Raw genomic sequence first — 22,194 nt, 5'->3', positions numbered from 1 at the left:
CGAGTTGCTTCGCGCCTCTAAGCGGCAGCCTTCACCGGCGTCGGTTTCTTGATCGGAATGCGCACCGACACGATCGTGCCGGCGCCTTCGGTGGAGCGGATTTTCAAGGCGCCGCCCTGAAGCTCGGCCAACGAGCGTGAGATGGCAAGGCCAAGGCCGGAACCGGTATGGCTCTTGGAAAACTGGTTCTGCACCTGTTCGAACGGCCGCCCGAGCTTGCTCAGCGCCTCCTTCGGAATGCCGCAGCCATTGTCTTCGATCGTCAGGACCAGAGCGCTGGACGTGTTGCGGGCCCTTACCGCAATGCGGCCGCCCTGACCGGTGAATTTCACTGCATTCGACAGAAGATTGATAACGATCTGCTTGATCGCCCGGCGGTCGGCGAACAGCGTCAGTGAATCGGGGATGCGTGTTTCGACGGTGATCGACTTTTCCGCTGCCTGCAGCGAGATGACGCGCACTGTTTCCCTGATCAGCGGGCAGAGATCGATTTCTTCCTGGTCCATCGAGAACTGGCCGGCCTCGATCTTCGACATATCGAGGATGTCGTTGATGACACCCAGAAGATATTTGCCGCTGCCATTGATATCGGTGGCGTATTCCTCGTAGCGCGGCGACCCCAAAGGCCCGAACAGAGCCTGTTCCATCAGCTCCGAGAAGCCGATAATCGCGTTGAGCGGGGTGCGCAGTTCATGCGACATGTTGGCCAGGAACTCGGACTTGGCCCGGTTCGCGGCCTCGGCGCGCTCGGTTTCCTTCATGTATTTGCGGTTGAGCTCGACCAGTTCGCGCGACCGTTCTTCCTCCGCCCGGCGGGCAAGGCTGAGGTCGTGGATCGTCGCCATCAGCCGGCGCTCGCTGTCGACCAGCTTCTCCTGGTGCAGCTTGATCTGGGTGATGTCGGAGCCCACCGAGACGGTGCCGCCATCCCTGGTCCGCAACTCGTTGACCTGCAGCCAGCGGCCATCGGCAAGCTGGCGCTCGAAGGTCACGCCGCCTTGCAGACCGTTGGTGTTGGCAAGCCGGCGCTCCGAGGCGAAGGCAAGCATGCGGTCTTCCAGAACGGCGCGCGAGGCACCCGGCATCACGTCGCGATCCAGCAGGCCGTTGTCCTGCTGGTACTTGGAATTGCACATGATCAGACGCTGGGCGGAATCCCAGAGCACGAAGGATTCGTTGATGTTTTCGATGGCGGTTCGCAGCCGAAGATCCGCGGCCTCGGAGCGCAATGCCAGGTGTCGTTGCTCGGTGACATCGACGGCGATGCCGATCAGCTGGATCTCCGGCGCTTCCGGGTCGATCACCTGCGCCCTTGCGCGCATCCACACCCATTGTCCGTCGGCATGGCGCATCCGGAACACCTGGTCGATGTGATCGATCTCGCGTGCGACGATCCTGTTGGCGAGCTGGAACAGGTCACCGTCCTCGGGATGGATGATCTCGTCGACCTCGCCGAACGACAGCATCGTGTCGCAGGGTTCATAGCCCAGCATGTCGTACATCGAGCGCGACCAGTACATCTTGCCGCGCACCATGTCCCAGTCCCACAGGCCGCAGCGGCCGCGCACCAGCGCCATGTCGATGCGCTGGTGCGCTTCGAGATAAATGCGGTCGGCGGCCTGGGCGCGCGCCGCCTGGCCGAAATAGGCATAAAGGATTATGATCAGCACGCCGGCTGTCAGAACGAACAGGGTGACGTTGAGGGAAACGGTCTTGCGCCACGTGTCGAAGACCGCTTCGCGCGGGACGAGTGCCGCGGCAGCGCCGTTCCTGCCATTTGTCAGGCTCACCGCCGCATACCAGTCCTGGCCGCCGATGCTGACCTCCATGACGCCGGCGCGGTCGCCGAACATGAACAGCGGTTGACCGCCCTGGGCGATGGCGTCGAGCGACCGTCCCTCCCAACGTGTCGATTGCGGTGTCACGGCAATGATCTTGAACGCGCTGTCGGTGACCGCAAGCACGTGGCTTCGGCCCATGCCGCCCTGACGGCTGACGCCCTCCAAAAGATCTTGCGTCGCGCCAGGCGTTGAGGCCATCTTCGCGTCGGCGGCAATCGAACTGGCCAGTTGGCCCGCCGCGAGCGAGAGGATAGCCTTGGCGTCGCGTTCCACGTCGTCGCGCTCGTTCATCAGCGACAGGAACCGCAGCGCTGCGATGACGAGCAGGAAAATGATGATGAGCGCCGGTATCGATCGGCGCAACAATGGCTCAGCTGCCAGAAGCCGTCGGTAGGCGGGTTCGGCGATGAGCCGCGCGTTGCCGGCGAGACCGTCGCTTCTCGCCTCACGCCGCTCAAAAGCCGTCCCTCCGGCCGCGCCCCACGCGTCCGCCTTCGCCATAAATGGCTCTCCCCGATTACAAATCTGTTTAACGATCCGGCGACGCCGCACTTCCGAATCTTCAGCTAAAGAATCAAAGGTGATTCGCCTTGTCCAGTGGTGCGGCGAAAAAAGATTAAAAATCGACTAAAATAATGGCTTTTCCGCGCGATGATGGCGCTGCTTCCAATAAGCTTACGCCAAGGTCCGCTCGACGATATCGCGCAAATCGGCGGACAGGTTCTCGGCGTTGGCAATCGCCAGCAGCGCTTCCCGCGCCTTGGCTTGCCGGACAGGTTCGAGCGAGCGCCATGATCTGAGTGCCGTCGCCAGCCTGGCGGCCACCTGCGGGTTGCGCTTTTCGACCTGCAGGACCGTTTCGACGAAAAACCGGTAGCCTTCGCCGTCCGCGCGATGGAAGCCAGTCTGGTTGGTGCTGGAAAACGTGCCGACGAGCGAGCGCACCCGGTTCGGGTTGGCCATCGAGAAGGCCGGGTGGCAGGTCAGCGCGCGTACCGCGTCGACGGTTTGCGGGCCGGGCACGCTGGCCTGGATCTGGAACCATTTGTCCATCACCAGCGGGTCGGCCGCATATTTCGTTTCGAAGTCGGCAAGCGCCTCGACCGTCTCGGGCGAACCGCTGTGGCGGAGCGCAAGCACGGTCAGTGCGGCGGCACGGTCCGTCATGTTGGTCGCCGACTGGAAATGCCGAGCCGCAAGCGCGGCACCTCCCGGCAGCAGCGAGAGATGGTCTAGCAATGTGTTGCGCAGCGCCCTGCGCCCTGCGCTCGCCGCGTCCGGACTGAACGGACCATTGTCGCCGAGGCGATCGTAGAGGCGGGAGAATATCTCGCGGCTAGCCTCGGCGATCGCGGTCGCCAGCGCCTCACGGCCCGAAAGAATCGCATCGGGGTCGATGTTCTTGCCGATGTCACGGGCGATATCGGCTTCACTCGGAAGCGCCAGGGCCAGCGCCCGATAGGCCGGTTCGAGTGTCTCGTCGCCGGCGATCTTGCCGGCAAGGTCTGTCAGCCGTGATGCGAAACCGGGCTGCTTGCCGCCAAGGGCCTGACGGAAGGATGATATCAGCGCGTCGGTCAAAAGCGTGTTGAACGCCTGCCAGCGCGCGAAGGCGTCGCTGTCATGGCTTGCAAGGAAGAACTGATCGTCGGCCTTCTGCTCGACCGAGAGCGTCACCGGCGCCGAGAAGCCGCGGTTGAGCGACATCGCCGGGCGTTCGGCCACGCCCGAAAAGCGCACTATGTGCCGGCGCTTTCGAATATGGATGACGCCGTCCTCGACGCCGGCGCCCTCGACGCCGCTATAGGCTATCGCTTTGCCATCGCTACCTACCAGGCCGAAGGCAAGCGGAATGTGCATCAGCCGCTTGCGGCTTTCGGATGGCGTCGGCGGCACCGACTGCTCGATCTCGAGCGTGAATTCCTGCGCCGCCGCATTATGCGTCGAACTGATCGTCAGATTGGGCGTGCCCGCCTGATGGTACCAGAGCGAAAATTGTGACAGGTCGCGGCCGGACACATCCTCGAAGACCCTGAGGAAGTCCTCGATCGTCGCAGCCTCGCCGTCATGGCGCTCGAAATAGAGATCCATGCCGGCGCGGAACATCTCGGCGCCGAGAATGGTGCGGATCATGCGCACCACTTCCGAACCCTTTTCGTAGACCGTCGCCGTGTAGAAATTGTTGATCTCGCGGTAGCGGCGCGGCCGCACCGGATGCGCCAGCGGTCCCTGGTCCTCGGGAAACTGATGCGCTCGCAGCGTGCGCACTTCGGCAATGCGTTTCACCGCTCGCGAGCGCTGGTCGGCGGAGAATTCGTGATCGCGGAAGACCGTCAGCCCTTCCTTCAGGCAAAGCTGGAACCAGTCGCGGCAAGTGATTCTGTTGCCAGTCCAATTGTGGAAATACTCATGCGCGATGATCGCCTCGATATTAGCGAAATCGGCGTCCGTGGCGGTTTCCTGGTCGGCCAGCACATATTTGTCGTTGAAGATGTTGAGGCCCTTGTTCTCCATCGCACCCATGTTGAAATCGGACACGGCGACGATGTTGAACACGTCGAGGTCATATTCGCGGCCGAATGCCTCCTCGTCCCATTTCATCGAGCGCTTCAGTGCGTCCATGGCATAACCGGCGAGCCGTTCCTTGCCCGGTTCGACGTAGATGCCGAGATCGACCTCGCGGCCGGACAGTGTGACGAAGCTGTCGGCGACCTTGCCGAGCGCGCCCGCCACCAGGGCGAACAGATAGGACGGCTTGGGGAAGGGGTCGTACCAGACGGCATAGTGCCAGCCGTCGGCAAGTTCGCCGCTTCCCGCCGGGTTGCCGTTGGAGAGAAGCAGTGGCGCCTCGTGGTGCTGCGCCTCGATGCGCACCGTATAGACCGACAGGACATCGGGACGGTCGAGAAAATAGGTGATGCGCCGAAAGCCCTCGGCCTCGCATTGCGTGCAATAGACGTTGCTGGAGCGATAGAGGCCCATCAGGGCTTCGTTTCGTGCCGGCGCCAGCTCGGTTTGGATCAGAAGCTGGAAGCGGATTGCCGCGGGCGGGGTGGTGATCGTCAGCTGATCGGGCGTGGCAAAAAAATCCGCCGGCGCGAGTGTCTGGCCGTCGATTGCGATGCGGCTGAGCGTCAGGCCGTCGCCGTCCAGCACCAGCGGCACTGACGCCGCCACGCCGCCGCGGCGTTCGACCGTCAGCACCGCGGTGACGCGTGTGGCTTCTGGCGACAGGCGGAAAGTCAGGCTGGTTTCCGGAATGAGATAGTCGTTGGGGCGATAGTCTTCGAGCTTGAAGACCTGGCCGGTGTCAGTACGCATTCCGTGGGGTTTCCTGTCGATTCCAGCAGCGGTAGGTGGGGCCGCTGGTCCAAAAAATTCGAAGCCCGCGCTCTTTACACGAAACCGTCACTCGACAAAACTGGCGCAATGCCTATTTCAGGCACTCGTTCTCCATCATCATCGCGAGGTATCCATGACCGTGGTCACACCGAAATTCGGCATGGGTGCCTCCGTGTTGCGTCGCGAGGATCAGGCCTTCATCAAGGGTCTCGGGCGCTATACGGACGACATCCAGCCGGCCGGCATCCTGCACGGCTATGTCCTGCGCTCGCCAGTGGCCAAGGCAAGCTTCACCATCGGTTCGATCCAGGCGGCCAACGCAGCGCCCGGCGTCCATCTGGTGCTGACCGGTGCGGACCTTGCTCATCTCGGCGATCTGAAATCCGGCGTCATGCAGAGGCAGCCGGACGGCACCAAGGCGCCGACGCGCGACATTCCGGTGCTTTGCCGCGATCGGGTCAATTACGTCGGCGACGCGGTCGCATTCGTCGTCGCCGACAGCCGCGCTCTGGCGCAGGATGCGGCCGAGCTGATCGAGGTCGATTACGATGGCGAGGATGCCGCGTCCGGCACCGCCACGGCGCTTGACGAAGGCACGCCGCTGGTCTGGCCGGAACTCGGCTCCAACCGCGCCTTCAGCTACCATGTCGGCGACAAGGCGAAGACGGCGGCGGCATTCGCCGGTGCCGCGCATGTCACCCGCATCGAATTCATCAACAACCGGCTGGTCTGCAACTACATGGAGCCACGCTCGGCGATCGGCGAGTGGAACACGCAAGAGAACCGTTTCGTGCTGACGACGGGCTCGCAGGGCGTGCATTCCATGCAGTACATCCTGGCCGACGTGTTCAAGATCAAGAAGGACCAGTTGCGCATCATCACGCCGGATGTCGGCGGCGGCTTCGGGCCGAAGAGCTTCGTCTATCGCGAGCATCCGCTGGTGCTCGAGGCCGCCAGGCGCCTTGGCCGGCCGGTGAAATGGGCCGGCGACCGCACCGAGCATTTCCTCACCGACGCGCAAGGCCGCGACAATGTCGTGACGGCGGAGATGGCAATGGACAAGGACGGCCGCTTCCTCGGCATGAAGGTCGATCTTCTCGCCAATATCGGCGCCTATGTCTCGCAATACGGCCCGTTCATCCCCTATATCGGCGTCACCATGTCGACCGGCGTCTACGACATCCAGGCGCTCGACGTTTCGGTGACCGGCCTCTACACCAACACCTGCCCGGTCGACGCCTACCGCGGCGCCGGCCGCCCGGAAGCGGCATTCCTGCTGGAGAAGCTGGTCGACGCCTGCGCCCACGATCTGAGCCTTCCCGTCGAAGAAATCCGCCGGCGCAATTTCATTCGTCCCGAGCAGTTCCCTTATCGCACGCAGACCGGCCGCCTGTACGACACGGGCGAATTCGCGGGCCATATGGACCGCGCCATCGAACAGGCGGAATGGACGGCGTTCCCGGAGCGGCTGGCGCAGTCGAAGGCGGGAGGAAAGATCCGCGGCATCGGCATGGCGACCTATATCGAGGCCTGTGCCTTTCCAGGCTCTGAACCGGCTTTTGTCGAATTGAACGGCGACGGCACGGTGACGCTGAAGATCGGCACCCAAACCAACGGGCAGGGGCACGCCACCGCCTATGCGCAGTTCCTCTCGGAAAAGCTTCATCTCGATATCGACAGGATCCATGTCCGCCAGGGCGATACCGACGAGCTGAAGGCCGGCGGGGGCACCGGCGGCTCGCGCTCCATTCCCCTTGGCGGTGTATCAGCTTCGCGCGCGGGCGAGGATCTGGCCAACAAGATCAAGCGCATCGCAGCGGACGAACTGGAAGCCTCGGCCGGCGACATCGAATTGTCCAACGGCGTTGCCCGCATCGTCGGCACCGACCGCACCATCGATTTTTCCAGCATCGCCAAGGCCGCCAAGGACCCGGACGATCTCAAGGGCTTTGGCGAGTTCGTGCAGGACGAATGCACCTATCCGAACGGCACCCACATCTGCGAGGTCGAGATCGATCCCGATACCGGCACAACGGAGATTGTCCGCTACACGATCGTTGACGATTTCGGCGTCACCGTGAACCCGATCCTGCTGGCCGGCCAGGTGCATGGCGGCGTCGTCCAGGGCATCGGCCAGGCACTGACCGAGAACACGGTTTATGGCGAGGACGGCCAGCTGCTGACGGCGAGCTTCATGGACTATGCCATGCCGCGTGCCGACGATTTCCCGTTCTTCCATTTCGAGACCCGAAACGTGCCCTCGATCACCAATGCGATGGGCATCAAGGGCGCCGGTGAGGCCGGCACGATCGGGGCGACGCCGGCCGCGCTCAACGCGGTGACCGATGCGCTCTATCGCGCCTACGGCATCAAACACATCGACATGCCGGCGACGCCGGCACGCATCTGGGCGGCAATACAGGCAACTGCCAGACCATGATCCCGAACCGAAGCTCCGCATCGGCGAAAAGTGGATACCGGTTTTCGCTGGAGATCGTGGTCAAACAACAGGTTGGAACCCTATCCCGATTCTGTCGGGATGGATCAGGCTCGAAGTGACAACAGCAGACCATCGCGGCGGGCACAATACGCTCACCGGCATCATGCTCAAGATCGTGTCGGTGGCGGTCTTTGTCGGCATGTCGTCCTGCATCAAGGCGGCGGGAACGGTGCCGGCGGGCCAGATCGTCTTCTTCCGTTCCTTCTTCGCCATCTTTCCGGTGATCGTCTTCCTCGCGTTCCAGGGAAAGCTTGGCACCGCGTTTTCGACCAAGCGGCCGCTCAGTCACATTGCGCGGGGCGTTGTCGGCGTCTGCGCCATGGGCCTCGGCTTCTTCGCGTTGACACGGCTGCCGCTGCCCGAAGCGATCACGCTGAATTACGCACAGCCGCTGCTGGTGGTGGTTTTCAGCTCGATCTTTCTTGGCGAAGTCATCCGCGTCTATCGCTGGAGCGCGGTTGCGGTCGGACTGGTGGGCGTGCTGATCATCTCATGGCCGGAACTGACGCTGCTGAGTACGGGCGCGGCGCTCGGCGATCAGGAGGTGCTTGGCGTCATCGCTGCCCTGGTCGCGGCAGCGATCTCGGCAGTCGCCATGCTGCTCGTGCGTAACCTCGTCCAGAGCGAGCCGACGGCGACCATCGTGCTGTGGTTTTCGGTGACGGCGAGCGTCTTGGCGCTGTTTTCGCTGCCGTTCGGCTGGCAGTCGCTGACGCCGGTGCAGACGGGTCTTCTGATAGCCGCTGGTTTTTGCGGTGGGCTCGCCCAGATTCTGATGACGGCAGCCTATCGCCATGCCGAGGCCTCGGTCGTGGCGCCCTTTGAATACACGTCGATGCTGCTCGGTATCGTCGTCGGCTATCTCGCCTTCGGCGACGTCCCGACGGTCCATATGCTCTTCGGCGGCTCGATCGTGGTTGCCGCCGGCATCTTCATCATCTGGCGTGAGCGCCAGCTTGGACTGGAACGTGCCCGCACCCGCCAGGCGGCCCCGCCGCAGGGATGATCAGGATCATTCGGCCCGCTCTTTCGCCAATCGCACCAGCGCCGTCCTTGTCTGCTCGTCGGCAGGGAAAAAGGATTCAATCGCCAGTTCCGACAGCGTCACGTCAAGCGGCGTGCCGAACACGGTGATCGTGCTGATGAATGACAGCACAGCATCGCCATGGGCAAGCCGCAGCGGGTGCACGATCGCGTTCGGCTCGACCGGTACCGGCCGTCCGCCTTTCAGGCCTGACGGATAGGTGCGAAGCTCGCGTTCCAGTTCGGCCAGAACGGGGTCGCCCGAGGCGTCGTTCTGGTGTTTCAGCCGGTCGAGAAGATGCGCTCGCCATTCGGCGAGGTTGACGATGCGCGGCGCGACGCCACCCGGATGCAGGCTAAGCCGAAGCACGTTGACCGGCGGCGTCAGCAACGAGGGCTCGGCCACGTTGGCCAGGAACGGGCCGATGGCGGCGTTCGCCGACACCAGGTTCCAGTGCCGGTCGACGGCCAGCGCCGGGAAGGGCTCGTGTCCCTTGAGCACGATCTCGACGGCAGCCATTGCAGGCGCCAGCGCCGTGTCGGTGAGCGAGCGCTCGCTGAAGCTGGGAGCAAAGCCCGCGGCCAGCAGGAGCTGGTTGCGCTGCCTCAGCGGGATCGACAGCTGCTCGGCCAGATGCAGCACCATGTCGCGCGAGGGTGCCGCGCGCCCGCTTTCCACGAAGCTCAGATGCCGTTGCGAGATTTCGGCTTCCATGGCCAGGTCGAGTTGGCTCATGCGCCGGCGCGTGCGCCATTCGCGAATGAGGCTGCCGGCGGAAGTCTGGGGCATTGTCATGGGCGCATGACTAAGCCGGCAATGAAAGCATTTCAATTACCTGTGGGGTAATGGTACGGTCTTTCCTCGTCCCACAACGGGGAAGGAAAGGCCAGCAACCTCAGCCAAGCGCTCGCAACTTCGCCTTCACCTCAAGGAAATCACGCCACGCCAGCTTCTTGTGCGCGGGGGTTCTCAGGAGATAGGCCGGGTGCAGCGTCGGCATGGCGGGAATGGCAACGCCGGAGCCGGTCGTGTGGACGCGCCAATTGCCGCGCAGCCGCAGGATGCCCTCGGTGGTGTTGAGCAGGGTCTTTGCCGAGGGGCCGCCCAGGTTGACGAGCACCTTCGGATTGACCAGCTCGATCTGTCGTTCGATGAACGGCCGGCAGATCTCGGTCTCGTACGGTGTCGGCGTGCGGTTGCCCGGCGGCCGCCAGGGGATGACATTGGCGATGTAGGCGGAATTCCGGTCGAGGCCGATCGCGGCCAGCATCCGGTCGAGCAGCCGGCCGGAGCGGCCGACGAACGGCAATCCCTCGATGTCCTCGTCGCGGCCGGGCGCCTCGCCGACCAGCATGACAGCAGCATTCGGATTGCCGTCGGCGAACACCAGGTTCTTGGCGGTGAATTTGAGGTTGCAGCCGTCGAATGCCGCCATGTGCTGGCGAAGCTCGTCGAGGTTTGCCGCCGTCGTCGCCAACTGGCGCGCCAATGCCACCTGTTGCTCGTCGGGCACCGTCGCCGTACCGGACGATGCGCGCACTGCCGGTGCCGCAGCTTGGCTTTCGCCCATTTCGGCGCGTGACACGCTCGTCGAGCGTGGCGGTGCAGGGTTTTCACCGTTTGATGGCGAGGCTGCCGCTGGCATCCGCTCCACTAGCTTGGGTGCCGTCTCTGCAAACCTGTTCAGCGGCTCGCCTTCGAGCGCGTCATCGACTCCGGCGCTGGCATAGAAGGCCAGCAGGTCGGCTATATCAGGTCGGTTGTCTCGGGAAACGGCAGTCATGCTTCACATTCGGCCGCGCGGCAGGAATTTGCAAGGTGATGCATGTCGCCCAAAAGCGCGGAGCGGCTTTGGGGATAGCGACATGCACGAAAACAAAGACTCTTAGCTCGACGGTATGCGCGGATCCTGCACCAGATAGAACGTCCAGCGCGGCGTGTAGTCGGTGATCAGGAAAATGAAATTCGCCGTCTTCAGCGGGTCGATCTTGCCGTTCCTGAACAGCAGCTGGTCATACGGTTCGAAATCGCGGTCGAAATCGGCAAAGCTGCTCGACCAGATATTATCAGGCTTCTTGTTGCGCTGATCGAACGACAGGCCGTCGCCGAACACGCTCGGCCGATCGAGCACCTCCTGCAGCTCGAACTGGAATTCGACCCAGGCCTGGCCGCTGTTGTTGAGCACGTCGATGCGCATATACATGAGGCCGTTGGCGAATTCCCCTGCCTTGCCGAAGGGCTGGATCGGCTTTGTCGTGCGGATGGTCAGCGTCACCGGCGTCGCCGAATTCAGTTCTTCGGTGATGACAAGCGGGTCGTCCTTGGTTCCGATGCCCGAAGCGCCGGTGATGCGGAAGCCGCCGAGTTCATCGGAAAAGGAATAAGCCCCGGCCGCCCAGACCTTTTGTGGGTCGGCACTGGCGTCAACCGGTGCCAGGGGCGAAAAGGCCAAAAGGAGCGCCCGGCAAATCCGTCCGGGCGAGGAAAAAAAGCGCGTCGATGAAAAGCCGGTTGGCCCGTATATGCGCATGGCTCGAAGTATGGCCGATAAGCAAGCCGTCGAACAATTAAAAACGTGAGCGCGGCGGCTCGCCCTGGAATGGAGCCGGCCCGGCTCGACGTTCAGGCGGACTCCAAAACGCGATCCTGTAGTACGATGCGCGACTTTTTGACGAAATCGGCATTGTCACGTCAGCGCCGGTTTCGCGTCGCGAATTGATGCGCTATGCAGCGGATAAGCCAGCAAGATGCGTAAATGCGGCAGCCAGTGAGGGGTTGATGAGCGATATCGAACGCGAAAGCATGGAATTTGACGTGGTCATCGTCGGCGCCGGCCCGGCCGGCCTCGCCGCCGCGATCCGTCTCAAGCAAGTCAATCCCGAGCTTTCCGTCGTCGTCCTGGAAAAGGGCGGCGAAGTCGGCGCCCACATCCTGTCCGGCGCGGTCGTCGATCCGATCGGCATCGACCGGCTGTTGCCGGGCTGGCGTGACGAAGAGGGTCATCCCTTCAAGACGCCGGTCACGGCGGACCATTTCCTGGTCCTCGGCCCCGCCGGTTCGTTCCGTCTGCCTAACATCCTGATGCCGCCGCTGATGAACAATCACGGCAATTACATCGTCTCGCTCGGCAATGTCTGCCGCTGGCTGGCGACCAAGGCCGAGGCGCTGGGCGTCGAGATCTATCCGGGCTTTGCCGCGGCCGGCCTGCTCTACGATGAGGCTGGCGCGGTCACCGGCGTCGTCACCGGCGATATGGGCGTCGAGAAGGATGGCACGCACGGCCCGGGCTTCGCGCCGGGCATGGCGCTGATGGGCAAATATGTGCTGATCGGCGAGGGCGCGCGCGGCTCGCTGGCCAAGCAGCTGATCGCCAAATACAATCTTTCCGACGGCCGCGAGCCCGGCAAGTACGGCATCGGCCTCAAGGAGCTCTGGCAGGTCAAGCCGGAAAACCACAAGCCAGGCCTGGTCCAGCATTCCTTCGGCTGGCCACTCGACATGAAGACCGGCGGCGGCTCCTTCCTCTACCATCTGGAGGACAACCAGGTGGCGGTCGGCTTCGTCGTCCACCTCAACTACAAGAACCCCTATCTGTCGCCGTTCGACGAGTTCCAGCGCTTCAAGACCCATTCGGCGATCAGGGGCACATTCGAGGGCGCCAAGCGGCTCGGTTATGGCGCCCGTGCCATCACCGAGGGCGGCTGGCAGTCTGTGCCGAAACTGTCCTTCCCCGGTGGCGCGCTGATGGGTTGTGCTGCCGGTTTCGTCAACGTGCCGCGCATCAAGGGCTCGCACAATGCCGTGCTCTCCGGAATGCTGGCAGCCGAGCATGTCGCCGAGGCGATTGGCGCCGGCCGCGCCAATGACGAGTTGGCTTCCTATGAGGCGGCATGGCGGGCGACCGACATCGGCAAGGATTTGAAGAAGGTGCGCAACGTCAAGCCGCTGTGGTCGCGCTTCGGCACCGTCGTCGGCGTCGGCATTGGCGGCCTCGACATGTGGCTGAACACGCTGTTCGGCTTCTCGCCCTTCGGGACGCTGAAACACGGCAAGGCCGATTATGCGACGCTGGAGCCGGCCGCCAAGCACAAGAAGATCGCCTATCCGAAGCCGGACGGCGTGCTCACCTTCGACCGCCTGTCCTCGGTTTTTCTGTCGAACACCAACCACGAGGAAAACGAGCCTGTCCACCTGCTGGTCGCGGACATGGATCTGCAGCAGCGTTCCGAACACGATGTCTACGCCGGGCCTTCGACACGCTACTGCCCGGCCGGCGTCTACGAATGGGTCGACAAGGATGGCAACGCCGCCGCCGACCCCGCGGCGAAGGACGTGCGCTTCGTCATCAACGCGCAGAACTGCGTCCACTGCAAGACCTGCGATATCAAGGATCCGAACCGAAACATAACCTGGGTGCCGCCACAAGGTGGCGAAGGCCCAGTCTACCAGAACATGTAGTTTGCCAGAACCGCCGCGCCGGCCGACTCGACCACCGACCAAAATGCAGCCGGCGAGGGCCCGCTACATTCGCGGCGTCTAAAAAAAGTTGAAGCCGCGCGGCGCTTGTGGTTCCCTTTCCCTCTGACCCGGAGAGATGACCATGCGCCTGGCGGTTCTGACGTGCCTTGCGGTGATTGGCCCCTTGTGCGGCTTCGCGGCGTCGGCATCGGCTGACACGAAGGTGCTGATCAAGACGCGGACCTACAACATCACTGGAACCACGGGCGCAGCCTTGGTCGAGGCCATGGACCGTAAAGGTCCGAAGAGGCACGGCTTCACGACGCACGCCATCGCGCTGACCGCCTATACCGTAAATTGGGACCTCGATGTCAGCAGGGACGGTGATGTCTGCCGCCTGCGGCAGGCCAATGGGACACTCGATCTCACCTACACCTTACCCCATCTGGCCTCAGCCGCGACGCCGGCGCTTCAGAAGCGCTGGAAGCGGTTTTTCGCGGGCGTTCGCACCCACGAGCATACCCATGGCCGCATCGCCAGGACAATGATGCGGGCCACCGAGAAATCGATCACGGGGCTGGAGTTCGCAGACAACTGGTTTTGCAGCAAGACGCACCGCGAGGCGAGGCGTCGGATCAAGGCCGTCTATGCCGACTACGAAGCGAAACAGAACGCCTTCGACGCGCGCGAGCATAGCGACGGCGGCCATGTCGAGCATCTTGTCGGCGCGCTATTAGGCAAGCGATAGAAATCGCTCAGCTTCGAGTGTCGCCGTTCTGTTTCACGGATGCGGTCGCGGTTTCTTGGTCGTCGACCGGCTTTTTCCCTTCCGGCTTGAGCGAGAATTCCACCATCACCGGAAGATGGTCGGAGCCTGTGTCTTCCAGCCTCGACACGGAATGGATGAGAACCGCGCCCTTGCTGAAAACCTGGTCGATCGGCAGTCCGGCGAAGCGCAAGAAATCCGGCAGCTTGTCATAGAGCCAGGTCGGCCCCGGCGAAGCTTCCACGGTAAGGTTGCCGAGATCTGCGACGCGCCGGACGGCGGCGCTCCAGGGTACTGCATTGCAATCGCCTGCCATGATCGCTGTCTCGCCGAGCGAGGCGATCTCCCCCGACAATCCGCCGATCTGCAGCGATTGGTTGCGCGGCCATGGCCAGGTGAGATGGATGGCAGCGACGTCGATGCTGGTTCGGCCGAAATCGACAGTCGCGATGGCCATCGCGCCGCGGCCATCGCAGCGCGGTTGCGTGCCGGCGGCAAACGGCCGTCTGGACAGCAGCGCAACGCCGAACACGCTATTGGGGTAGGGGCACAGAATCCGGTAGGGGTAGGCGCCGGCGAGAAGGCCAAACTTCGCCTCCCACATGTCGGACACCTCGTCGAGGGTAATCACATCGGGCTGGGTCCGGCCGATCAGCGACAGCACCTTTTCAGGCGTCGGATTGTCAAACCGCAGGTTCATTTGCAGCAGGCGATAGACCGTCTGGTCACTGGGGTAGACCAGAAGGTCACCGGGCTTGGCTTCGTAGGCTGCCTGGACTGGCCACAGGCGCGGCACCGGCAGGCCGTTCGACGTGGTGGCGATGGCAGCCACCGCAAAGAGCAGCGCCGTGGCCGCCTGCAGGCGAAACGAGGTCGCGAGCAGCGGCAGCGCGCAAAGCGCCATCAGCACGGCAAGATGGACGCGGAAATGGGCGAAGGAATCGAAGGCTGGATGCAGCGTTCCGAAAAACCCGGCCACCAGCGGGACCGAGAAGACAAGCATTGCGACGAATGCCACCGAAGCCATCATGTTTCGAATGCGTGCCATCTGCTTCGCCTATCGGCAGAAATGCGGCCCAATCGAGATGACGAAATGGCCTGCCGCACTCTTGCCGCACTACTGGAATGCCGTCTCCGAAAAGCTCCTGAGCTTGCGCGAATGCAACCGCTCCGTCGGCATCTCGGCCAGCTTTTCCATCGCCCTGATGCCGATGGTCAAATGCTGCGCCACTTGCCGCTTGTAGAACTCAGTCGCCATGCCGGGCAGCTTCAATTCACCATGCAGGGGCTTGTCCGAGACGCAAAGCAGCGTGCCATAGGGCACGCGGAAACGGAAGCCGTTGGCTGCGATCGTCGCCGACTCCATGTCGAGCGCGATCGCCCGTGACTGCGACAGCCGCTGCACCGGCCCGCGCTGGTCGCGCAGTTCCCAGTTGCGGTTGTCGATGGTGGCGACGGTGCCGGTGCGCATGATGCGCTTGAGGTCGTAACCCGAAAGGCCGGTGACTTCGGCGACCGCCTCCTGCAGCGCCACCTGGATTTCGGCCAGCGGCGGGATCGGCACCCAGACCGGAAGATCGTCGTCCAAAACATGGTCTTCCCGCACATAGGCGTGCGCCAGCACATAGTCGCCCAGCGCCTGGGTGTTGCGCAGCCCGGCGCAGTGGCCGAGCATCACCCACGCATGCGGTCTGAGCACTGCAATATGGTCGGTGATCGTCTTGGCATTGGAGGGGCCGACACCGATATTGACCATGGTGATGCCGCCATGGTTCGGCTTCTTCAGATGATAGGCCGGCATCTGCGGCAGGCGCGGCGGCGCCACGCCACCGGCAGGCGCGCTTTGTCCAGCTTTGGTGAAGACGTTTCCCGGCTCGACGAATTCGACGTATCCGCCGCCGCCATTCGCCATCAGCTCGTGCGCACGGGCGACGAATTCGTCGATGTAGAATTGGTAGTTGGTGAACAGCACGAAATTCTGGAAATGCCGGGGATTGGTCGCCGTGTAGTGAGACATCCGGTGCAGCGAGTAGTCGATGCGTTGCGCCGTGAACGCCGCCAGCGGCCTGGCTTCGCCTAACGCCACTTCGAACGTGCCGTTGGCGATCTGGTCGTCGGTGCCGTCGAGGTCCGGCACGTCGAACAGATCGCGGATCGGCCGCCTGATGCGTTCGGCAGCGGCGCCGTCGACATGGGAGCCTTCCAAGAACGCGAAATGCAGCGGGATAGGCGTCGTCGATTCCGAAACCGTGACCGGAACGCCGTGATTGCGCATGATCAGCTGCAGCTGTTCGATGAGATAACATTCGAACAGGGCAGGCTGGGTGATGGTGGTGGAGAAATGCCCAGGCGTCGGCATATGGCCATAGGCCTGCCGGGAGTCGATCTGGGTGAACGAACTCGTGGTGACGCCGATCTCGGGATAGAAGGCCCGGTAGCGCTTGTTGTTGTCGCTGCCTGCGGCGAGCGCCGTGAACGAATCGCGCAGGAATTTGGTGTTGCGATCGTAAAGCACCTGCAAGGCCGCGACGGCCTTTTCGGCATCGTTGAAACTCTGCCGGCCAAATGGCTCCGGCATCACGACCGATTCGATGGCTTGGGGATAGATTCGCTTTTCCATGACCCAATATAGAGGCTTGGCCATGCGGTTGGGAGGGGTGTGCCGGCCCGAACGTTGTCAAAAACGTCGTTTTTCTTATTGAATGGTTTCGATGAAGGATCGATTGATCCTAACCGCGCCGCAAGCTGATCAGCAGCACAAAGCCGACGCCGCTCTTCCTCAACGCCGGCGCTTCGATCGTCGAACCCGCATCGGCGCGCATCGTGGGTACGGCCAGAACCGGCGCTGCAAGAACCATCAGGATAAGCGTCGCCCGCGGCACAAGCCGTAGGGTCTTGAGGGCGGTGGCGACGATGCGGTTCATGGTGTGTTGCTTCTTTCTAGGTGTCTGTCGGTTCAGGGGCGAAAATGGTTCAGGCAATCGAACTGGCAGGAACTGGCCACGTCCCTGGCGCGGGCCGGGCCTTCGGCTTCGGCGACGAGGATGGCAAACATCATGCCGAACAGGCTCAGCAGCAGGCAGACGATGGTGAAGCGGCGGGCGAGCATTGCGTGGTGTCTCCTTCAACACGCAGGAGAATGCCCTGATGCAACTGAACCGGCTCTGATGCCGGCGTTCATCTGCGGTTCAAATTGATTGACGGAGTGCAGAGTGCCCGCCGGCCACGGGCGTCGCCCTGATCTGGCCGACGACCTTCAATCTTGCTGCAACGCAGACGCGCAAGAAACTGCTGTTGGGCGCAGAAGGCGCCCGGCTCGCACACCTATCTTGTGCAGATAGGCGGCGAAAAAAGGGGCGGGCCTTCGCGGCCCCGCTTTTTCGATTTGTGGCAGGAAAAACGATCAGAGCTTATGCCAGGTCTGGCTCTTGCAGATCAGCCCGCCAAGCACGCAGCCGCTCATCTTGAGCGAAGCGCCCGAGACAGAGGCCTTGCCCGAATAGGTCTTGTCGGTTTCCGGATCGGTTATGGTGCCCGTATATTTGTTGTCGCCGGAGACCTTGAACGAGCCGATGCGCTTGCCGGCAAATTTGCCGGATTTGAGCGTGATGGAAAATCCGCCGCCGCCGCCCGCGATAGCGGCTGTCGAGCCGGCTTGCGTCTTCCAGTTGCCTTCGATCGGATCGGCCCAAGCCGCGCCGGCCATGATCAATGTTGCCGCAAGGGCGATGCTGATTTTGCGAACCATGTTCTTCCTCCCTGTAGACATCCGGTCGGATGTTTCGTCCCACCGATCTGCCCTTTACGCAAACGTAAGCTAATCCACCTCCCGGCAAAACAAAAGCGGTGCCGCTGCGGAAGACTTCAGGATTTTGGACGTCAGATTTTTGACCGCCTGAAGCGGTCCCGTCGACCGGAAATGAAGCGACCGCAACTCCGCCTTTGTCTCCCTTGGTTAGCGGAGTCTTGATCCGCGTCTCGGAAATTTTCGTCAAATTGAGCGCAAACCGGCGAAATTGCTGGCTTTGTATCCTTAACGAATTTCCGCGTTTACCTCTTGTTTTAGCTTTGTTTTCCTCAAATTAAGCACGCCATTTAACGACGGATTCAAGCCTGCGCGCCATTCTCGAAAGCATCGAAAGAGCGGTCACCCCCAAGGGATATCAACGGATACCAGGGGACAGAACGAGGCGGCTCTCGGGAGCCTGACAGGGGCTAGAACAGGGGATTGAAATGGCACGTTTTGAAATGCCTGAAGCCGGCTTCGGCGCTATGGGGGCAACTGCCCAGGCCGACATTCTTTTCGAACTGGGCATGATGTATGCGACCGGCCGCGATTGCGAGACCGATGTCGTCGCCGCCCACAAATGGTTCAACATTGCCGCGATCAAGGGCTCGGTCCGCGCCGCGGAACTGCGCTCGGAATTGTCGGCTGCCATGTCGAAGGCCGAGATCGCCAGAGCGCTGCGCGAAGCCCGCGAATGGATGACGATGCACTGAGTTCATGGGGCTTCTGAGTTCATCAGGCGCCGAGATCACCAACAGGGACGCTACAGGTCAAGGCCGCGCAAGACGGTCGTACCAACAATGACCACAACGCGGCAGGCCGGATACGGCCAAGCTGCGTCTTTGACCATGATCCCGAAAAGTGGAATCCGGTTTTCGGAAAAGATCATGGCCAACAGGGAGACAGGGAAGCGGAGCGGTTTTCGGGCGCGGGAGCGTTCGGGGATGGTTCGACCGACAAAAGCCGCGACCGGCCGGAACAAGGCTGGCGCGGCTTTTGCGCTTTCAGGCCATGAGCCCAAAATGGAACCCGGTTTTTGGAAGAAACCATGGTCAATAGAAGCGTTGGCAGGCCCAATCGAGTGCCGCCGATGCGCCTAGACAGGCCTGGCGAAGGATGAAATTCTCCCGCCCACTCTGGAAGAGGTGCGGCCGGGGCGGCCGTGCGAGAGTGGAGGAGTCGTATCGCTATGAAAAGATTGGGTATTTTGAGCGCGGCCATAATGGGCCTGATGATGAGCGCGCCGGTTGCCTTCGCCGACGACATCACCTTTTCGGTGGTCGGACCGATGACCGGTCAGCTTGCCACCATCGGCGACCAGTTCAAGCAAGGCGCGCAAGCTGCCGCGGACGCGATCAACGCGGCCGGCGGCGTCGATGGCCGCCAGATCAAGCTGGACATCGAGGATGACCAGTGCGATCCCAAGCAGGCGGTTTCGGTCGCCAATCGTATCGTCGCCAACGGGGTCAAGTTCATCGATGGGCATGCCTGCTCGGGCTCGAGCATCCCGGCGTCCGCCGTCTACGCCGAAGCCGGCGCGCTGATGATGAGCCCGGCGTCGTCGAACCCGGTGCTGACGGACGCGGCGGCGAAGGCCGGCTGGCCGACGATCATGCGCCTCTATACGCGTGACGATGCGCAGGGCGCTTTCATCGGTCCATGGATCGCCAAGAAATATGCCGGCAAGAACGTCGTCATCATGCATGACAAGAGCGCCTATGGGCAGGGCGTGGCCGATGCCGTCAAGGCAACGATGAACCAGAGCGGTCTTAACGAGATCCTCTACGAGGGCATCAACGCCGGCGAAAAGGATTACTCGGCGCTTGTCACCAAGCTCAAGGAGCTGAAGGCTGATGTGGTCTATTTCGGCGGCTACCACCCCGAAGCCGGCCTCATCCTGCGCCAGTCGGCAGAGCAGAGCGTCAAGTTCCAACTGATCATGCCGGATTCGATCGCCTCGCCTGAATTCTGGCAGGTTGCCGGTCCGGCCGGCGAAGGCACTATGTTCGTTTTCCCGTCGGATCCACAGGCGAAGCCGGAAGCCAAGGAAGCCATCGAAAAGATCAAGGCCGGCGGCTTCGTGCCCGAGGGCTTCACGCTGTTCTCCTACGCCGTGATCCAGGCCTTTGCCGAGGGCATCAAGCGCGCCGGCAGCGACGATCCCGCCAAGGTTGCCGAAGCCTTGAAGAACGGCGAGCCGATCAGCACCGTCGTCGGCCCGGTCACCTTCGACGAGAAGGGCGACCTCAAGAACGCCAGCTACGACATCAACCAATGGCACGACGGCAAATACGCGCCGATCCAGCCGTAATCGATGCTGTATTTCAGGTGGAAATGGCCGGGCAAGCCCGGCCATTTCCATTTCTGGTCTGGAAATGGGCGCTTTACGGCCCGCCGCTGTTCCGCCGCATGCAGCTATTTTGGCACCGGGGCCGGCGACTCGGCGCGTCAGCCGGGGTGGGCTTCCTCGGCAAAGCGTACCAGCACGGTCCCGTCGGTGACCTGTGCGCCTTCGGCCGCAATCTCGGCGATCACTCCGTCATGGGTGGCGGAAATCGTGTGCTCCATCTTCATCGCTTCGAGGATCAGCAGCGGCTGACCCTTGATGACGGCGTCGCCTTTTGCCGCGCGCACCAGCTTGACCAGGCCCGGCATCGGCGCACGCAGGCTGTCTGAACCGGCTGCGATTTCGTCAGCCCTGGCCAGCGGGTCGGGCACCGCGAAGCTGTAGCCGACGGCGCCTTCGAACATGGTGACGTGACCTGGCCAGCGGGCGAGGCGAGGGCCGGCGCGAAGATCATGCGGGTTGGCGCCGTCATAAGGTGCGTCCAGCGCCACTTGGAAGCGCCCGTCCGGCCGCACCGACACAAGCGCGAGAATATCGTCCTCGCCGTAGCGCAGTCGCGTGCGCCGCGCGGTCGTGTGGAAATGCGCATAGCCGGCAAGCGACGACCACGGGTCGTCGGTCGGCGCCTGGGCGCCTGCGCCGGATGCCGCAAGCGCGGCTGCGGCGACGGTCTCGTTGCTCGGCGGCGGGACCGCGGTCAGTGCTTGCTGGTGCCTGCCGATCAGACCGGTGTCGACATCGCCCGCCGAAAAATCCGCGTCAGCGGCAAGTGCAGCGAGAAAGGCGGTGTTGACGGTCGAGCCGGCGATCTCGGTCCGCGAAAGGGCTGTGCCCAGCGCCTCGAGCGCCGCCTGCCTGTCCTTGCCATGCAGGACCAGCTTGGCGATCATCGGGTCGTAGAAGGGCGGGATGGCATCGCCGGCCCGCACGCCGGTCTCGACCCGCATGCTGGCGCCCTCGGCCACGATGTCTGGAAATTTCATGTGATGCAGCGTGCCCGTCGCCGGCAAAAACCCCTTCGCCGCGTCCTCGGCATAGATGCGCGCCTCGAAGGCGTGACCGGAGAGCGCGATCTCGCTCTGCGTCTTCGGCAGCTTTTCGCCGGAGGCCACCCGCAACTGCCATTCGACCAGGTCGATGCCGGTGACCATTTCGGTGACGGGGTGCTCGACCTGCAGGCGGGTGTTCATTTCCATGAACCAGAAGCGGTCGGCCTTCAGCCCTTGCGAGGCATCGACGATGAACTCGATCGTGCCGGCGCCGGAATAGCTGATCGCCTTGGCGGCCTTCACGGCGGCCTCCGTCATCGCCTTGCGAAGCGCCGGCGTCATGCCGGGGGCGGGGGCCTCCTCGATCACCTTCTGGTGGCGGCGCTGCGCCGAGCAGTCGCGTTCGTAGAGATGCACGACATTGCCGAAATTGTCGCCAAACACCTGAACCTCGATGTGGCGCGGCTTGTCGATATATTTCTCGACCAGTACGCGCTCGTCGCCGAAAGCGGCCTTCGCCTCGCGCCGCGCCCCCGACAGCGCCTCGGAAAAGTCGTCGGGATGTTCCACGCGCCGCATGCCCTTGCCACCGCCGCCGGCGCGCGCCTTGATCAGTACGGGATAGCCGATCTCGCGTGCCTTGGAGGCGAGCAGCACGATCTCCTGCGCCTCGCCGTGATAGCCCGGCACAACAGGCACGCCGGCTTTCTCCATCAGCCGCTTGGCCGCGTCCTTCAGCCCCATGGCGCGGATCGAGGCGGCAGATGGGCCAATGAAGACGAGCCCCGCCGCTGTCACCTGGTCGACGAAATCGGGGTTTTCCGACAGAAAACCGTAACCGGGATGGATGGCTTCCGCGGCTGTTGCCAAAGCCGCGGCGATGATCTTGTCGCCGCGCAGATAGCTTTCGCCGACGGGCGAGGCGCCGATATGCACCGCCTCGTCAGCCATCTCTACATGTAAGGCCCCTGCGTCGGCGTCGGAATAAACGGCGACCGTGTGCACACCAAATTTGCGTGCCGTGCGGATCACCCGGCACGCGATCTCACCGCGATTGGCAATCAGGATCTTGGCGAACATGCAGCCTCCGCAGCCAGGGTTTGCGACGGACGACGTGGTTGCTTCTTCGCGCTGCCGCTG

At 62.9% G+C, this 22,194-nt stretch carries 17 protein-coding genes; 6 read left to right on the top strand and 11 right to left on the bottom strand.

Features of this window, described 5'->3' with window-relative positions; translation table 11 throughout:
* Positions 1–17 precede the first annotated feature (17 nt).
* Both AC0NID_RS26935 and pepN read right to left on the bottom strand, forming a co-directional pair.
* Positions 18–2,342, bottom strand: a complete 2,325-nt coding sequence (locus AC0NID_RS26935; protein WP_473457302.1) for a PAS domain-containing sensor histidine kinase — start codon at positions 2,340–2,342, stop codon at positions 18–20.
* A 174-nt stretch (positions 2,343–2,516) separates the two neighbouring features.
* Positions 2,517–5,162 (bottom strand): aminopeptidase N, encoded by a 2,646-nt coding sequence (gene pepN, locus AC0NID_RS26930; protein ID WP_473457303.1) that lies wholly within the window; start codon positions 5,160–5,162, stop codon positions 2,517–2,519.
* 154 nt (positions 5,163–5,316) lie between these two features.
* On the opposite strand from pepN, the gene AC0NID_RS26925 reads away from it, so the two are divergent.
* Together AC0NID_RS26925 and AC0NID_RS26920 are read left to right on the top strand one after the other, a co-directional pair.
* Positions 5,317–7,623 (top strand): xanthine dehydrogenase family protein molybdopterin-binding subunit, encoded by a 2,307-nt coding sequence (locus AC0NID_RS26925; RefSeq protein ID WP_473457305.1) that lies wholly within the window; start codon positions 5,317–5,319, stop codon positions 7,621–7,623.
* 163 nt (positions 7,624–7,786) lie between these two features.
* Positions 7,787–8,689, top strand: coding sequence for a DMT family transporter (locus AC0NID_RS26920; protein ID WP_473457339.1), 903 nt, complete (start codon positions 7,787–7,789; stop codon positions 8,687–8,689).
* A 6-nt stretch (positions 8,690–8,695) separates the two neighbouring features.
* Here AC0NID_RS26920 and AC0NID_RS26915 read toward each other — a convergent pair whose 3' ends face one another.
* The 3 genes from AC0NID_RS26915 to AC0NID_RS26905 form a co-directional block, all read right to left on the bottom strand.
* On the bottom strand, positions 8,696–9,502 hold the full coding sequence (locus AC0NID_RS26915) for a helix-turn-helix domain-containing protein (RefSeq protein WP_473457306.1): 807 nt from the start codon (positions 9,500–9,502) through the stop codon (positions 8,696–8,698).
* Positions 9,503–9,602: 100 nt separating this feature from the next.
* The gene (locus AC0NID_RS26910) at positions 9,603–10,490 is read right to left on the bottom strand and encodes a uracil-DNA glycosylase (protein WP_473457307.1); all 888 of its coding nucleotides are present in this window, start codon (positions 10,488–10,490) and stop codon (positions 9,603–9,605) included.
* A gap of 102 nt (positions 10,491–10,592) precedes the next feature.
* On the bottom strand, positions 10,593–11,237 hold the full coding sequence (locus AC0NID_RS26905; RefSeq protein ID WP_473457309.1) for a hypothetical protein: 645 nt from the start codon (positions 11,235–11,237) through the stop codon (positions 10,593–10,595).
* A gap of 248 nt (positions 11,238–11,485) precedes the next feature.
* On the opposite strand from AC0NID_RS26905, the gene AC0NID_RS26900 reads away from it, so the two are divergent.
* Both AC0NID_RS26900 and AC0NID_RS26895 read left to right on the top strand, forming a co-directional pair.
* On the top strand, positions 11,486–13,165 hold the full coding sequence (locus AC0NID_RS26900) for an electron transfer flavoprotein-ubiquinone oxidoreductase (RefSeq protein ID WP_473457310.1): 1,680 nt from the start codon (positions 11,486–11,488) through the stop codon (positions 13,163–13,165).
* Positions 13,166–13,307: 142 nt separating this feature from the next.
* A complete protein-coding gene (locus tag AC0NID_RS26895) occupies positions 13,308–13,913 on the top strand; it encodes a DUF922 domain-containing protein (protein ID WP_473457311.1) in 606 nt (201 codons plus the stop codon).
* Positions 13,914–13,920: 7 nt separating this feature from the next.
* Here the strand turns inward: AC0NID_RS26895 and AC0NID_RS26890 are convergent, their stop codons facing one another.
* The 5 genes from AC0NID_RS26890 to AC0NID_RS26870 form a co-directional block, all read right to left on the bottom strand.
* Positions 13,921–14,979: an endonuclease/exonuclease/phosphatase family protein gene (locus AC0NID_RS26890; RefSeq protein ID WP_473457312.1), complete on the bottom strand. Its 1,059-nt coding sequence runs from the start codon at positions 14,977–14,979 to the stop codon at positions 13,921–13,923.
* Positions 14,980–15,048: 69 nt separating this feature from the next.
* Positions 15,049–16,509 carry an AMP nucleosidase gene (locus AC0NID_RS26885; protein ID WP_473457313.1) on the bottom strand — a complete coding sequence of 487 codons (1,461 nt, stop codon included), beginning with the start codon at positions 16,507–16,509 and terminating at the stop codon, positions 15,049–15,051.
* Positions 16,510–16,660: 151 nt separating this feature from the next.
* The gene (locus AC0NID_RS26880; RefSeq protein ID WP_473457315.1) at positions 16,661–16,855 is read right to left on the bottom strand and encodes a hypothetical protein; all 195 of its coding nucleotides are present in this window, start codon (positions 16,853–16,855) and stop codon (positions 16,661–16,663) included.
* Between the two features lie 32 nt (positions 16,856–16,887).
* Positions 16,888–17,040: a hypothetical protein gene (locus AC0NID_RS26875; protein WP_473457317.1), complete on the bottom strand. Its 153-nt coding sequence runs from the start codon at positions 17,038–17,040 to the stop codon at positions 16,888–16,890.
* A gap of 294 nt (positions 17,041–17,334) precedes the next feature.
* Complete coding sequence (locus AC0NID_RS26870; protein ID WP_473457318.1) at positions 17,335–17,679, bottom strand: DUF2147 domain-containing protein; 345 nt, start codon at positions 17,677–17,679, stop codon at positions 17,335–17,337.
* 485 nt (positions 17,680–18,164) lie between these two features.
* Between AC0NID_RS26870 and AC0NID_RS26865 the strand changes: the two genes are divergently transcribed.
* Both AC0NID_RS26865 and AC0NID_RS26860 read left to right on the top strand, forming a co-directional pair.
* Entirely contained in the window at positions 18,165–18,431 is a 267-nt protein-coding gene (locus AC0NID_RS26865) for an SEL1-like repeat protein (RefSeq protein WP_473457319.1), read from the top strand.
* Between the two features lie 476 nt (positions 18,432–18,907).
* Positions 18,908–20,029, top strand: coding sequence for an ABC transporter substrate-binding protein (locus AC0NID_RS26860; RefSeq protein ID WP_473457320.1), 1,122 nt, complete (start codon positions 18,908–18,910; stop codon positions 20,027–20,029).
* 137 nt (positions 20,030–20,166) lie between these two features.
* Here AC0NID_RS26860 and AC0NID_RS26855 read toward each other — a convergent pair whose 3' ends face one another.
* Positions 20,167–22,134, bottom strand: a complete 1,968-nt coding sequence (locus tag AC0NID_RS26855) for an acetyl/propionyl/methylcrotonyl-CoA carboxylase subunit alpha (protein WP_473457322.1) — start codon at positions 22,132–22,134, stop codon at positions 20,167–20,169.
* Positions 22,135–22,194: the final 60 nt, after the last annotated feature.

It is taken from the genome of Mesorhizobium sp. WSM4821, from assembly GCF_055901555.1.
This window is presented reverse-complemented; position numbering and strand designations above follow the sequence as displayed.